13 protein-coding genes and 3 tRNA genes are annotated in these 12,599 nt (G+C 76.6%); 10 read left to right on the top strand and 6 right to left on the bottom strand.

All coding sequences use genetic code 11. The features are described from left to right. Window positions 1–129 precede the first annotated feature (129 nt). From BD833_RS09125 to BD833_RS09110, 4 genes are all read left to right on the top strand, one after another. Window positions 130–1,113 (top strand): sugar ABC transporter substrate-binding protein, encoded by a 984-nt coding sequence (locus BD833_RS09125; protein WP_166532829.1) that lies wholly within the window; start codon window positions 130–132, stop codon window positions 1,111–1,113. 80 nt (window positions 1,114–1,193) lie between these two features. Then, a complete protein-coding gene (locus BD833_RS09120; RefSeq protein WP_243737549.1) occupies window positions 1,194–2,168 on the top strand; it encodes an ABC transporter permease in 975 nt (324 codons plus the stop codon). Next, a complete protein-coding gene (locus BD833_RS09115) occupies window positions 2,165–2,971 on the top strand; it encodes an ATP-binding cassette domain-containing protein (protein ID WP_166532828.1) in 807 nt (268 codons plus the stop codon). The genes BD833_RS09120 and BD833_RS09115 overlap by 4 nt, the downstream gene beginning before the upstream one ends. A 173-nt stretch (window positions 2,972–3,144) precedes the next feature. After that, a complete protein-coding gene (locus tag BD833_RS09110; RefSeq protein ID WP_166532827.1) occupies window positions 3,145–4,473 on the top strand; it encodes a peptidoglycan DD-metalloendopeptidase family protein in 1,329 nt (442 codons plus the stop codon). A gap of 66 nt (window positions 4,474–4,539) precedes the next feature. On the opposite strand, the gene BD833_RS09105 is transcribed toward BD833_RS09110, so the two are convergent. Continuing rightward, window positions 4,540–5,064, bottom strand: coding sequence for a hypothetical protein (locus tag BD833_RS09105; protein WP_166532826.1), 525 nt, complete (start codon window positions 5,062–5,064; stop codon window positions 4,540–4,542). Window positions 5,065–5,123: 59 nt separating this feature from the next. On the opposite strand from BD833_RS09105, the gene BD833_RS09100 reads away from it, so the two are divergent. The 3 genes from BD833_RS09100 to mftG are packed head-to-tail and all read left to right on the top strand — an operon-like array spanning window position 5,124 to window position 8,816. Then, the gene (locus tag BD833_RS09100) at window positions 5,124–5,993 is read left to right on the top strand and encodes an MBL fold metallo-hydrolase (protein ID WP_166532825.1); all 870 of its coding nucleotides are present in this window, start codon (window positions 5,124–5,126) and stop codon (window positions 5,991–5,993) included. Continuing rightward, on the top strand, window positions 5,990–7,303 hold the full coding sequence (locus tag BD833_RS09095; protein WP_166532824.1) for a class I adenylate-forming enzyme family protein: 1,314 nt from the start codon (window positions 5,990–5,992) through the stop codon (window positions 7,301–7,303). The genes BD833_RS09100 and BD833_RS09095 overlap by 4 nt, the downstream gene beginning before the upstream one ends. Then, the gene (gene mftG, locus BD833_RS09090; RefSeq protein ID WP_166532823.1) at window positions 7,296–8,816 is read left to right on the top strand and encodes a mycofactocin dehydrogenase MftG; all 1,521 of its coding nucleotides are present in this window, start codon (window positions 7,296–7,298) and stop codon (window positions 8,814–8,816) included. The genes BD833_RS09095 and mftG overlap by 8 nt, the downstream gene beginning before the upstream one ends. A gap of 63 nt (window positions 8,817–8,879) precedes the next feature. On the opposite strand, the gene BD833_RS09085 is transcribed toward mftG, so the two are convergent. After that, window positions 8,880–9,098 (bottom strand): hypothetical protein, encoded by a 219-nt coding sequence (locus BD833_RS09085; protein WP_166532822.1) that lies wholly within the window; start codon window positions 9,096–9,098, stop codon window positions 8,880–8,882. 216 nt (window positions 9,099–9,314) lie between these two features. Between BD833_RS09085 and BD833_RS09080 the strand changes: the two genes are divergently transcribed. Beyond that, a complete protein-coding gene (locus BD833_RS09080) occupies window positions 9,315–10,007 on the top strand; it encodes a phosphodiesterase (RefSeq protein ID WP_166532821.1) in 693 nt (230 codons plus the stop codon). A 172-nt stretch (window positions 10,008–10,179) separates the two neighbouring features. Beyond that, window positions 10,180–11,217, top strand: coding sequence for a glycosyltransferase (locus tag BD833_RS09075; RefSeq protein ID WP_243737548.1), 1,038 nt, complete (start codon window positions 10,180–10,182; stop codon window positions 11,215–11,217). A 51-nt stretch (window positions 11,218–11,268) separates the two neighbouring features. On the opposite strand, the gene BD833_RS09070 is transcribed toward BD833_RS09075, so the two are convergent. From BD833_RS09070 to BD833_RS09060, 3 genes are all read right to left on the bottom strand, one after another. Beyond that, window positions 11,269–11,342: transfer RNA gene (locus BD833_RS09070), tRNA-Phe, on the bottom strand. A gap of 24 nt (window positions 11,343–11,366) precedes the next feature. Then, window positions 11,367–11,440 (bottom strand) — tRNA-Asp (locus BD833_RS09065). A 23-nt stretch (window positions 11,441–11,463) separates the two neighbouring features. Beyond that, window positions 11,464–11,536, bottom strand: a tRNA-Glu gene (locus BD833_RS09060). A gap of 84 nt (window positions 11,537–11,620) precedes the next feature. Here BD833_RS09060 and BD833_RS09055 point away from each other — a divergent pair. Further along, complete coding sequence (locus BD833_RS09055) at window positions 11,621–12,244, top strand: AMIN-like domain-containing (lipo)protein (RefSeq protein WP_166532820.1); 624 nt, start codon at window positions 11,621–11,623, stop codon at window positions 12,242–12,244. Window positions 12,245–12,263: 19 nt separating this feature from the next. On the opposite strand, the gene BD833_RS09050 is transcribed toward BD833_RS09055, so the two are convergent. After that, window positions 12,264–12,596 carry a hypothetical protein gene (locus BD833_RS09050; protein WP_166532819.1) on the bottom strand — a complete coding sequence of 111 codons (333 nt, stop codon included), beginning with the start codon at window positions 12,594–12,596 and terminating at the stop codon, window positions 12,264–12,266. Between the last annotated feature and the right edge of the window lie 3 nt (window positions 12,597–12,599).

Below are 12,599 nucleotides of genomic sequence, written 5' to 3'. Positions count from 1 at the left end.
CGCGGATTCGCCCGGTCGGAGGAGCGCGGAGCCACGCCGGTGCCTCCGCCGCATCCCGCCGGAGGGCGGGGGGCATGATCCTGGGCAACGAATGCGCGGGCGCCGGCCCGCGGGCACAGGAGGATCTCGATGGCCGCACCCAAGCGACTGCTGGCGCTCGCCGTGGCCGCGCCCCTGCTCCTCGCGTCCTGCACCACCGGGGGCGGTGGCGGTGGGGACGACGAGCCCGCGGGCGGCGGGGCCGCCGCCGGTGGCGACCTCACCTTCTCGGTGATCACCCACGGCGCTGCCGGCGACGCCTTCTGGGACGTCGTCCAGAACGGCGCGGAGGCGGCGGGGGAGGACCTCGGCATCGAGGTGGACTACCAGAGCGACGGCGACCCGCAGCGCCAGGCGCAGCTGATCGACGCGGCGGTGAACCAGGACGTCGACGGCATCGTGGTGTCGATGGCCAACCCCGATGCGCTCCAGGACTCGATCGAGGGCGCCGTGGAGGCCGGCATCCCGGTCGTCACGATCAACTCCGGGGGCGAGCGGGCCACCGAGTTCGGGGCCATCGGCCACGTCGGGCAGGACGAGCGGATCGCCGGCCAGGGCGCCGGCACCCGGCTGGCCGAGGAGGGCGCCGGCAGCGTCCTGTGCGTCATCCACGAGGCCGGCAACGTCGGCCTGGATCAGCGCTGCGCCGGCGCGGCCGAGGGCTTCGGCGGAACCTTCGAGACCCTGCAGGTCGACATCAACGACCTGCCCGGCGCGCAGTCGGCGATCACCTCCGCCCTGCAGAGCGACCCCGCGATCGACGGCGTGCTCACGCTCAACTCGGCGGTGGCCGCGGTCGCGGCCGAGGCCGCGCAGGACGCCGGCTCCGACGCGCGGATCGCCACCTTCGACCTCAACGAGGACGTCATCGCCGGCATCCAGGACGGCTCCATCGCCTTCGCCGTCGACCAGCAGCAGTACGAGCAGGGCTACCTGCCGATCGTGATGCTCCAGCTGTACGCCGAGAACCTGAACACCGTCGGCGGCGGGCAGCCGGTCCTCACCGGTCCCGGGATCGTGGACGCCGGTAACGTCGACGAGATCGCCGACCTGGCCTCGGCCGGCACGCGCTGAGCACCCGGCAGACCGCCGCCCCGGCGGAGCGGCCGGCCGACGAGCGGATCACCGCCGCCGGCCCGCTGCGCCGTCTCCTGGTGAAGCCGGAGCTCGGCGCGCTGGTGGGGGCGGTGGCGGTGTTCGCGTTCTTCGCCGCGCAGTCGGAGCCGTTCCGGTCCCCGCGGGGGATCGCCAACTGGCTCGACCCGGCCTCGACGCTGGGGATCATGGCGGTCGCGGTCGCGCTGCTGATGATCGGCGGGCACTTCGACCTCTCCGCCGGCGTCATGACCGGCACGACCGCGCTCACCGTCGGCATCGTCGCCGTCGAGTTCCGGCAGAACCTGTGGGTGGCCATCGGCGTCGCCCTGGTGGTGGCCCTGGCGATCGGGTTCGGCAACGGCTGGCTGGTCACCCGCACCGGGCTGCCCAGTTTCATCATCACGCTGGGCACGTTCCTGATGCTCCAGGGGCTGAACCTGGGGCTGACGAAGCTGTTCACCGACACCGTCACCGTCGGCGGCATCGACGAGGCGCCCGGCTACGCGGCCGCCGAGTGGGTCTTCGCCTCCCGCCTGGAGATCCTGGGGGCCGAGGTCCGGGTCGCGGTGCTGTGGTGGCTGCTGTTCACCGCCGTCGGCAGCTGGGTGCTGCTGCGCACCCGCTTCGGCAACTGGGTGTTCGCCACCGGCGGGGACGACGTGGCCGCCCGCAACGTCGGCGTCCCGGCCCGGCGGACGACGATCACGCTGTTCATGACGACGGCGGCCGCGGCCTGGTTCGTCGGGACTACGCTGGCCGTCCGGCTCACCTCGGTGCAGGCCAACACCGGCATCGGTCAGGAGCTCATCTACATCGTCGCGGCGGTGATCGGGGGCTGCCTGCTCACCGGCGGCTTCGGCTCGGCCATCGGGGCCTCGCTCGGCGCGCTGATCTTCGGCATGACGCAGCTGGGCATCCCGTACCTGCGCTGGGACGCCGACTGGTTCTACTTCTTCCTGGGCGCGATGCTGCTGCTCGCCGTCCTGGCCAACCGGTTCGTCCGGCGCTCCGCCGAGGCGGCCCGGCGATGACCGGCGGGGTGGGCGGGGGCGCTGCAGCCCCGCTGCTCGAGCTGCGGGACGTCGGCAAGGACTACGGCTCGGTGATCGCCCTGGACGGCGTCAGCACGGCCGTGCGCGCCGGGGAGGTCACCTGCGTCCTCGGCGACAACGGCGCCGGCAAGTCGACCCTGATCAAGATCCTCTCCGGGGTGCACCCGACCGACCGCGGCTCGGTGCTGCTCGAGGGGAGGCCGGCCGACTTCGGCTCGCCGCGGGAGGCGCTGGACGCCGGCATCGCCACCGTCTACCAGGACCTGGCGATGATCCCGCTGATGTCGATCTGGCGGAACTTCTTCCTGGGGGCCGAGCCCACCCGCGGCCGGGGCCCCTTCCGCCGGTTCGACGCCGCGCGGGCCAAGGAGGTCACCCGCCGGGAGCTGGCGGCCATGGGCATCGACATCCGCGACCCCGACCAGCCGGTGGGCACCCTCTCCGGCGGTGAGCGGCAGTCGGTCGCGATCGCCCGGGCGGTGCACTTCGGTGCCCGGGTGCTGATCCTCGACGAGCCCACCTCGGCGCTCGGGGTCAAGCAGGCCGGGGTGGTGCTCCGCTACGTGGCGCAGGCCCGGGACCGCGGGGTCGGCGTCGTGCTCATCACCCACAACCCGCACCACGCCCACCCCGTGGGCGACCGCTTCCTGGTGCTGAACCGGGGGCGGAGCATGGGGGAGTTCGCCAAGGCCGACATCAGCCGCGCGGAGCTGACCGCCCTGATGGCCGGCGGGGCGGAGCTGGACGCGCTCGCCCACGAGCTGGAGCGCCCGGACAGCTGACCGGCGCGGATGCCTCGCCGCCGATGTCGACATACTGATCGCAACGGGACGGTCACTCATCGTTCTTGTTGCGGCGTGCCACGAGTGCCGCGTGTTGCCTTTGTGACCACCGGTGACGATGGGACCGTTCGCGGGCCACACCCCGCCCACCCTCTTCCCCAGGGAGCGAACCCATGTCCCAGCGTCGCCCGGCCCGGGCCCTGCGCACCGCCGTCATCGGCGTGCTCACCGCAGCCGCGCTGCTGGTCCCCGCCGTTCCCGCGGGAGCTGCGCCGCCGCCGCCCAACCCGAGCGACAGCCAGCTCGGTGAGGCCACGGCGCGGCAGCAGGCCGCCGCCGCCGAGGTCGGCCGGATCGCGGCGCTCGTCGCCGCCGCGGAGTCCGAGCTGGAGCGGGTCGGCGTCCAGGCCGAGGCGGCCGGCACCGCCTACCTGATCGCCGAGGAGGAGCTGCTCCTGGCGCAGCAGGCGGCCGACCAGGCAGCCGTCGAGCTGCGTGCCGCCGCCGACCAGGTCGCCGCGGCCGAGGCGCGGATCGCGCACTTCTCCCGGGACAGCTACATGCAGGGCTCCGCGCTCAGCAGCTCCGCGGCCCTGCTGGACTCCGCGGGGCCCGGGGAGCTGATCCAGCGCGCCGCGCTGCTGGACTACGTCGCCGACAACGAGCTCGACGTCCTCGGCGAGCTGGAGACCGCCCGCGTGCGCCAGGCCAACGCCGACTCGGTCGCCCGCGCCACGCGCGACGAGCGCGCCGCCGCGGAGGACGCGGCGCAGGCGGCGAAGGAGGCCGCCGACGCCCAGCTGGCCGCCCACCAGTCCGCCTACGAGCAGGTGGCCGCCGAGAAGGCGCAGTACGAGCAGCAGCTGCAGGCCGCGCAGATCCAGCTGCTGGAGCTGCAGGGCGCGCGGAACGCCTACGACGAGTGGGTGGCCCAGCGGGCCGCCGAGGAGGCCGCCGCGCGGGCCGCGGCCGAGCAGGCCGCCCGCGAGGCCGCGGCCGCGGCCGCCGCCGCGCGCGACGCCGCGGCCGGGAGCGGCGGTTCCGGCGGCACCGGGAGCCAGGGCGGCAGCGCCGGCGGCGGCGGCGGGGGCCGCGGCTACGTGAAGCCGACGTCGGGCCGGGTCTCGAGCTGCTACGGCATGCGCTGGGGCGCCCTGCACGGCGGCGTGGACATCGCGGCCCCGATCGGCACCCCGGTCTACGCGGCCACCAGCGGGGTCGTGCGCCGGGCCGGCACGGCCACCGGCTTCGGCTACGCCGTCTACATCGAGGGGGACGACGGCGCGGTCACCGTGTACGGCCACGTGCACCGCTACTTCGTCTCCGCCGGCGAGCGCGTCTCGGCGGGGGAGCAGATCGCGGAGGTGGGCAACCGCGGGCAGTCCACCGGCCCGCACCTGCACTTCGAGGTGCACCCGAACGGGCGGATGTACGGCGGTCAGGTCGACCCGGTGCCGTGGCTCAACGCGCGGGGCGTGCGCGTCGGCGGCTGCGGCGGCTGACCGCGGGCCCTCTGCCCCGCCCTCGTGGCGGCCCCCGGTGGGCCGCCACGAGCGGGACGGCGGGGCTCAGGTCGCGGGCGCGCTCTCCTCGGCGGGCATCTCCATGTCGCACTCCTCGACCAGGTAGTTCTGCACGTTCGTCGACGCGCTGGTGAGCTGCTGCTCCAGCGGGGCCAGCTGCTCCTGCAGGGTGGCCAGGGCGTTGGGGTCGGTGAGGTCGACGTCCTCGAGCGTCGTGGCGAACTGCTCGGCGCCGTCGGCGAGCGCGCCCCAGTCCTGCTCCAGCTCCGAGGGCGCCTCGATGGCGCGGATCTCCTCGGCCGCCTCGCGGAAGATCTGCGGGAGCTGGCTGGGGTCACCGGCCGCGGCGGCGCTGCCGTTGATCCGTTCCTGGATGCTCGCCGCCTCGGTGCAGAACTCCGAGCCCGTGGGCTCCTCGCTCTCGGTGGTCTCGCTGGCGGTGGTCTCGCTGGCGGAGGTCTCCTCCGGCGCGGCGGTGGACGCCTCGTCGTCGGAGCCGCCGCAGCCGGCGAGGAGGACGAGGACGGCGGCAGCGGGGAGGACCCCGGAGCGGAGCAGCGATCGGCGCATGTGCCGGAGGGTAGTCGCCGGGTGCGCATCCCGGGGGCGGCGCGGCTAGCGTGCCCGTCGTGGCCGTCCCGACCGATCCCCGGAACTCCTGGGGCCTGCCCGCGCCCGGCGCCCTGCCGCGCACCGCCCCGCTGGAGCCCCTGGTCACCCGGGTGCTCGCGTCCAACCCCTCGCCGATGACCCTCGACGGCACCAACACCTACGTCGTCGGGGAGCCGGGCAGCGGGCGGGCGGTGGTCGTCGACCCGGGCCCGGACGAGCCCGCTCACCTGGCCGCGGTCGAGGAGGCGCTCGCCGCCCGCGGCGCGCGGTGCGTCGCCGTCCTGGTCACCCACCACCACGGCGACCACGCCGACGCCGCGCTGCCCTGGGGAGCCCGGTTCGCCGCCCCGGTCGCGGCGGCCGCGCCGGACGTCGCCGGCCCCGGCGGCCGGGTCCTGGAGCCCGGGGAGCGGCTGCGGCTGGCCGGCACGTCGATCGACGTCGTCCCCACACCCGGGCACACCGCCGACCACCTGGCCTTCCGGCTGGAGTCCGGCGCGGTCCTCGTGGGCGACCACGTGCTGGGCCGCGGCACGTCGGTGGTCACCCATCCCGAGGGCGACGTGGTGGCCTACCTCGAGTCGCTGCGGCGGGTCCACGACCTGGGCCCCAGCGCCCTCTACTGCGGGCACGGCCCGGAGCTGACCGACGACCCCGGCGCGGTGCTCGACTTCTACCTCGCCCACCGCGCCCACCGGGAGCAGCAGCTGCTCGACGCGCTGGCCGGCGGCGCGGGCAGCGTCGACGAGCTGGTCGCGGTCGTCTACGCGGAGGTGTCGCGCGCGGTGTGGCCGGCCGCGGCGCAGTCGACCCGCGCCACTCTCGACAAGCTGGCCGCCGAGGGGCGGGTCGAGCTCGGCGCCGACGGCCGGGTGCGGGCGGCATGACCGGCGTCGCGCTCGTGACCGCCGCGGAGAGCGCCCGCGACCAGCGGCGCGCCGCCGCGGGCCTGGCCGCCGCCGGCCTGGGCCCGGGGGACCGGCTGCTGGTGTCGGCCGCCGCCTCGCCGGCGCTGCTCGCGGTCGTCCTGGGCGCGCTGCGCGCCGGCATCGTGCCGGTGGTCCTGGATCCCGCGCTGCCCGGCGGGGAGCGCGCCGAGCTGGCCGCCGACGCCGACGCCGCCCTCGACGTCGGCGGGGACCCCGCCCGCCTCCTGGGAGAGGCGGAGACCGACCTCGCGCCGGTGCCCTTGGCCCGGCCGATGCACTACACGTCGGGCACCACCGGGCGCCGCAAGGGCGTGTGGTCCGGGGTGTTGGACGAGGACGACGCCCGGGCGCTGGCCCGGGAGGAGATCGAGCTGTGGGGCTTCGGCCCCGCCGACCGGCACCTGGTGCTCTCGCCGCTGCACCACAGCGCCCCGCTCCGGTTCGCGGCGCACACCCTGCTGGCCGGCGGCGAGGTGCTGCTGCCCGGGCCGTTCGACGCCACCCGCGCCGCGGAGACGATCTCCGGCCTCCGCCCGACGACGGCGTTCTGCGTGCCCACGCACCTGCAGCGGCTGCTCGCCCGCGACGACATCGACTGGTCCTCGTTCCGCCGGCTGGTGCACGCCGGGGCGCCGTGCCCCGCGCCGCTGAAGCGGGCGGTCCTGGCGGCGCTGCCCGAAGGCAGCGTGTGGGAGTTCTACGGGTCCACCGAGGCCCAGTTCACCGTCTGCTCGCCCGAGGACTGGCTGGCGCACCCCGGCAGCGTCGGCCGGGCCCGCCCCGGCCGGCGGCTGGAGACCGACGAGCGCGGCCAGCTGTGGTGCGCGGTGCCCCGCTGGGCCCGGTTCGAGTACTGGCGCGCTCCCGAGAAGACGGTGGCGGCGTGGCGCGGGGACCTGGTCACGGTGGGGGACCTCGGGCGGGTCGACGACGACGGCGTGGTCTGGCTCGACGGCCGCCGGGAGGACCTGGTCATCTCCGGCGGGGTGAACGTCTACCCGGCCGAGGTGGAGGCGGTCCTCGACGCCCATCCGGACGTGGTGGAGAGCGCGGTGTTCGGGGTGCCCGACGCCGACTGGGGCCAGCGGGTCGTGGCCGCCTTCGTGGGCGGGGCCGACGCCGCCGAGCTGACCGCCTGGGCGCGGGAGCGCCTGGCACCGGCGAAGCGGCCCAAGTCGCTGCACCGGCTCCCCGACCTGCCCCGCACCTCCACCGGCAAGGTCCTGCGGCTCGACCTGCCGGGGGTGCTCGGGCTTCCCGGTGGCTGAGCACTGGGACGTCGTGGTGGTCGGCGCGGGGACGGCGGGCTGCCCGCTGGCCGCGCGGCTGGCCGACGCCGGCCGGCGGGTGCTGCTCCTCGAGGCCGGCGCGGACCACCGGGAGGTCCCCGGCGACCTGCGGGACGCCACGAGCCTGAAAGCGGCGGTGCCCGGGCACCCCGCGAACTGGGACCTGCCCGGCCTGCTGCCGGGCGGGCGGCGCATCTCCGTGCCGCGGGGTCGGGTGGTGGGCGGCTCCAGCGCGGTGAACGCCGGGTACTTCGTGCGGCCCACGCCGGCCGACGCCGACGGATGGGCCGCGGCGGGCAACGACCTGTGGGGCTGGGGCCGGCTGCTCCCGGCGCTGCGGCGGCTGGAGAGCGACCTGGACTTCGGCCCCTCCGGGCTGCACGGCGCCGACGGCCCGATGCCGGTGCGGCGACCGGCGGCCGGGCCGCCGCTGGCCGCGGCGTTCGGCTCCGCGGCCGGCGAGCTGGGGTTCCCGGTCGAGACGGACAAGAACGGCGGGGGACCGCCGGGTCACGGGCCGCTGCCGCGCAACGTCGTCGACGGGGTCCGGATCAGCACGGCCGACGCGTACCTGGCGCCGCGCCGCGGGCATTCCCGGCTGACCGTGCGCGGCGGCGTGCGGGTGCTGCGCGTCCTGGTGGCGGGCGGCCGGGCCGTGGGCGTGCGCACCACGGCCGGCGACGTCCGGGCCGGGGAGGTGGTGCTGAGCGCCGGCGCGGTCGGCTCACCGCACCTGCTGCTGCTCTCCGGCATCGGCCCGGCCGCGGCGCTGCGGGCAGCCGGTGTCGAGGTGCTGGTCGACGCCCCCGGGGTGGGGACCCGGTGCTCGGACCACCCGCTGGTCTACCTGCCCTTCCAGCCCGGCGACGGGGTGACCGCGGGGGTCGGGCAGGCGCCCCTGCACGGCGTCCTGCACGCCCGGTCCGGGGACGGGGCGGGGCCCGGCGACCTGGAGGTGCTGCCCTGGCTGGCGCCGTTCGCCCAGGTGATGGCCGGCGAGCCCGCTCCGGCCGGGTCGGGAGTGGAGTTCGGGGTGTCGCTGCAGCGCCCCGAGGGGCGCGGCCGGCTGGCGCTCGACGGGGCCGATCCGGCCCGGCCCCCGGTCGTGGACTACCGGCACCTGGCCGAGCCGGTCGACCGGGAGCGGATGCGGGCAGGGGTCCGGCTGGCCGCCCGGCTGATGCGCACCGCGGCGCTCGCCGAGGTCGGGCGTCCCGGAGCCGACCCGGGGGAGGCGGTGCTCGCCGACGACGCCGCGCTGGACCGCTGGATCCACGGCCGGCTGACCACGGCCGTCCACCTCAGCGGGTCGGCGCCGATGGGGCCGGAGGGCGATCCGCTCGCGGTCGTGGACCAGCGGCTGCGGGTGCGGGGTGTCGACGGGCTGCGCGTGGCCGACACGTCCGTGCTGCCCGCCGTCCCGTCGCGTGGGCCGGCGTTGACCGCCGTGCTGGTCGGGGAGCGGGCCGCGGAGCTGATGGCGGCCGGCTGACCGCTGCGGCCGTCGGGTCCCGGCGGCGCGCCGTCGCAGCCGCCGGGACCCCGGGTCCTGGGATCAGCGGATCGCGGGGATCTCGCTGGTCGTCGTGGAGGTGAGGGGCGACCACGCGTCGGGGTGCGGCCGGCCGGCGTCGGCGACCCAGCCGGGGGAGCGGGGGGCGGTGCCGGCGCTCCGGGTGGTGGTGGCGGGGCGGGCACTGAGGCTCACGATCACGGCCAGCAGCACGAGGAGGCCGACCAGCACACCACCGATGACCAGGAGCGTCGAGAGCATGTACTCAACGTAAGTGCCGGACCGCTCCCTGTCACCCGGCAGAACTATCCGAACATCGGCGCCGACATGCGCACAACTCGCCGCCGGGCGCCCACTGCGCGGGAGCCACAGCTTCCGCCGGCCGCCCGGCCGCCCGGCCCCGGCGTGCGGGCCCGGGCGCCGATTGGCGCGGCGCGGGGCGGGTAGCCCGACGGGCCGATGAGGACGGGGGGCGCCGTGACGGGACTGGCGGAGCTGGCGGGTCAGGTGGTGGCCGTGCCGCTCGGACTGGTGGCGCGGTGGCGCGGGGGCAGGCCCATGCACCCCCGCGGCGCGGTGCTGGACGCCGTGGTCGAGCGGCACGGGGGCACGCCGCCCTTCGGCGTCCCGTGGCTGGACGCGGTCGGCACCGAGCAGGTCCTCGTGCGGATGAGCCGAGGCGCCGGCCTGCCGGCGCCGCTGCCGGACGTCCTGGGCCTTGCCGTACGGCTGACCGGCGACGACGGGAGCCCGGTCGACCTGCTGCTGTCGAGCACCGGCCGCGGGCCGCTCACCCGCCTGGTCCCGGTGCCGCGGAGCGACGCGGCCGTTCCCTACAGCTCGATCATGGCCTACCGGTCGGCCGCCGGGCCGGTGCGCGTCGCCGCCCTCCCGGCGACCGCCACGGCGCCCTCCGACCCGGAGCCGGTGGCCCGCGCGGCCGCCGCCGGCGGGATCGCCTTCGACCTCGCCGCAGCCATCGGCACGGGGGAGTGGCGGACCTTCGCCCACCTGCGCGGCACGGGCGCGGGCCGGCCCCTGGACCCGCCGATCCGCTTCGACGCCGTCCGGAACGCACCTCCCGGTCTGGCGGCCACCGGGCCCATGGCGCGGTTCCGGGCGCCGGCCTATGCCACCGCCCGGGAGCAGGGGCACCCCCCGGCGAGGTGACGGGCCGGTCACGCCGGCTCACCCGATGGAGTCGGTCGCGGATTGGTCCGGCGAACGCCGGGGTAGGAAGGACCCCTCTGATCGGCTCGATCCCGCGGGTCCGGTCCTGACGTCGAGCGCGCACCGTCGCCGAAGTTGCAGCGCCCGACCGCACGAGGAGACGCACCGTCGCGTGACCCATGCAGACCCCCCGCGCGCGGGGCTGCCCCCGACACCGGGGGCCGGCATCCGCGTCGTGTCGATCCCGCACGCCGACCCCTACGTCGACGCCGTCCTGCCCGCCGGGGCGGTCCGCGTCGGCACGGGCGCCGAGCCCAGCCCCTGGCTGGACGCCGGCTACCTCGCCGCCCACGTGGACGAGGTCGACGTCGTCCACCTGCACGCCGGCTACGGCCACCTGGAGGCGTCCGCGCTCGAGGCGTGGGCGGAGCAGCTGCAGCGGCTGGGCGTGCCGCTGGTCGTCACCGTCCACGGGCTGCGCGAGGAGCCGCACGCACCGCCCGGCCGGCACCAGGCGCTCCTCGCGGCGGCCCTGGCCACCGCCGAGGTGGTGTTCACCCTCACGCCGGGGGCCGCCGACGAGATCGCCGAGGCGTACGGCCGGACCGCGATCGTGGTCGCGCACCCCTCGGTCGCCGCCGCCGACCCCGAGCTCGGGGCCGAGCGCGGCCTGGTGGGCGTGCGGCTGGGTGCCGCGTCCGAGGCGGTGCCCGACCCCCTGCTCCTGGTCCGGGCCGCGCTCTCCGGCGCCGTCTCCGGCGGCGGGCGGTTGCGGGTGCTCGTCGAGGACGTCGCGGCCCCGGGGCTGGACCCCGGCGTCGTCGCGCTGGCCGAGGAGGGCGCCGTCGAGCTGACCCCCTACCGGGCCGGGGAGTGGTCGGCCCAGCTGCAGCAGCTGCACGCGGCCGTGCTCCCCGAACGGTGCGGCACCCACTCCCGGGACGTGGAGATCTGCCGGGACGTCGGCACCCGCGTGGTGGCGCCCGGCTGCGGCTGGTTCGCCGACCAGTGGTCCGAGGTCGTGCCGTACGCCCACGACGAGCGCGGCGGGCTGGACCCGGTGTCGCTGACCGCCGCGATCGGGGCGGCGCTGACCCGCCCCATGCCGCGGCCGGCGGACCGGGTCTGGCGCGAGGGGCAACGGGCCGCGGTGCGCGACGTGCACGGCGAGGTCTACGCGCAGGTCGCGGCCGACCGCAGCCGGGTCTGAGGAACGCAGAACGGGCCCGGCAACTGCCGGGCCCGTTCGTGGCTGCGAGTGTGGGCAGGGGCGGGGTCGAACCGCCGACCTCTCGCTTTTCAGGCGAGCGCTCGTACCGACTGAGCTACCTGCCCCTCCCGGCGTCTCCACCGGAAAAGCGACCCTGACGGGACTCGAACCCGCGACCTCCGCCGTGACAGGGCGGCGCGCTAACCAACTGCGCTACAGGGCCATGCTCGTGGTGCTGATCGTGCGTGCCCCCAACGGGGTTCGAACCCGTGCTACCGCCTTGAAAGGGCGGCGTCCTGGACCGCTAGACGATGGGGGCTCGTGTTCGCCGGGGGCAGCGAGAACAATACATGCCTGTCGTGGCTCCCCTGCGCGGGGGTGTCCGGATGCGAGGCTGTGCCGTGTGCGCGCCACCTCCCGGGTCGTCCCCGCCCTCCTGATCTCCTCGGTCCTCCTCGTCGGCTGCGCCGGCACCGGGGACGTCGAGCCGGCGGCCGGCACGGCAGCCAGCAGCCCGTCCACCACGCCGCCCCCGGCCGAGCCGGAGGAGACCGCGCCGTCGGAGACCGCGGGCGCGCTCCCGTTCGACGCGAACACCGAGCCCGACACGCAGGAGCCGTCGGCCGACGCCCGGCTGACCGTGAGCGACATCCGGATCACCGGGGAGGACGGCTTCGACCGGGTGGTCCTGGACCTCGGCGGTGAGGGGACCCCCGGCTGGGACGTCCGGTACGTCGACTCGGCGTCCGCGCCGGGGAGCGGCCAGGCGGTCGACGTGGCGGGCAACGCCGTCCTGCAGCTCGAGCTCACCGGGGCGGGCTACCCCTACGACACCGGCGTCGAGGAGTACAGCGGGCCGGTGCCGCTGACCTCCGCGGACACCTCCACGGTGACCGAGGTGGTCTTCCAGGCGACCTACGAGGGCACGACGACGGCCTTCGTCGGCGCCCAGGAGCGCGCGCCGTTCCGCGTCTACGCCGAGGAGAACCCGGCCCGCGTGGTCATCGAGGTCGCCCACGCCGGCTGAGGCCGGAGGGGCCGGCCGGTCAGCCGAGGGTGGCGGTCAGCTCCACCGAGTCGTCGCTGACGCCGGAGCAGGAGAGCTGCAGGGGGCCGGCGGCCACGCTCTCGCCCTCGCCGCAGGAGACGCTGGTCCCGCCGACGCTGAGCGACGCCCGCCCGTCCTGCACCCCGTCGAAGGACAGCGTGGTGCCCAGGATCTCGGCCTCGGCGCCCGCGCCGGACAGGGTGACCGTGCACGTCCCGGACGCGCAGGAGACGTTCTCGGAGGTGAAGGAGCACCCGGAGAGCGCGGCCAGGGCGAGCCCGCCGGCCAGCAGTCCTGCGGCGAGCCGGGGGGCGCGAGTCGTCGACGGCATGCC

Source organism: Blastococcus xanthinilyticus, assembly GCF_008124835.1.
Taxonomy (GTDB): Bacteria; Actinomycetota; Actinomycetes; order Mycobacteriales; family Geodermatophilaceae; genus Blastococcus; species Blastococcus xanthinilyticus.
This window is presented reverse-complemented; position numbering and strand designations above follow the sequence as displayed.

Excerpts from the sequence above, each read along its gene's own strand:
- BD833_RS09050 (WP_166532819.1), bottom strand. The coding sequence starts at position 12,596 with ATGCCGTCGACGACTCGCGCCCCCCGGCTCGCCGCAGGACTGCTGGCC.
- BD833_RS09085 (WP_166532822.1), bottom strand. The coding sequence starts at position 9,098 with ATGCTCTCGACGCTCCTGGTCATCGGTGGTGTGCTGGTCGGCCTCCTC.
- BD833_RS09115 (WP_166532828.1), top strand. The coding sequence starts at position 2,165 with ATGACCGGCGGGGTGGGCGGGGGCGCTGCAGCCCCGCTGCTCGAGCTG.
- BD833_RS09105 (WP_166532826.1), bottom strand. The coding sequence starts at position 5,064 with ATGCGCCGATCGCTGCTCCGCTCCGGGGTCCTCCCCGCTGCCGCCGTC.
- BD833_RS09095 (WP_166532824.1), top strand. The coding sequence starts at position 5,990 with ATGACCGGCGTCGCGCTCGTGACCGCCGCGGAGAGCGCCCGCGACCAG.
- BD833_RS09125 (WP_166532829.1), top strand. The coding sequence starts at position 130 with ATGGCCGCACCCAAGCGACTGCTGGCGCTCGCCGTGGCCGCGCCCCTG.
- BD833_RS09110 (WP_166532827.1), top strand. The coding sequence starts at position 3,145 with ATGTCCCAGCGTCGCCCGGCCCGGGCCCTGCGCACCGCCGTCATCGGC.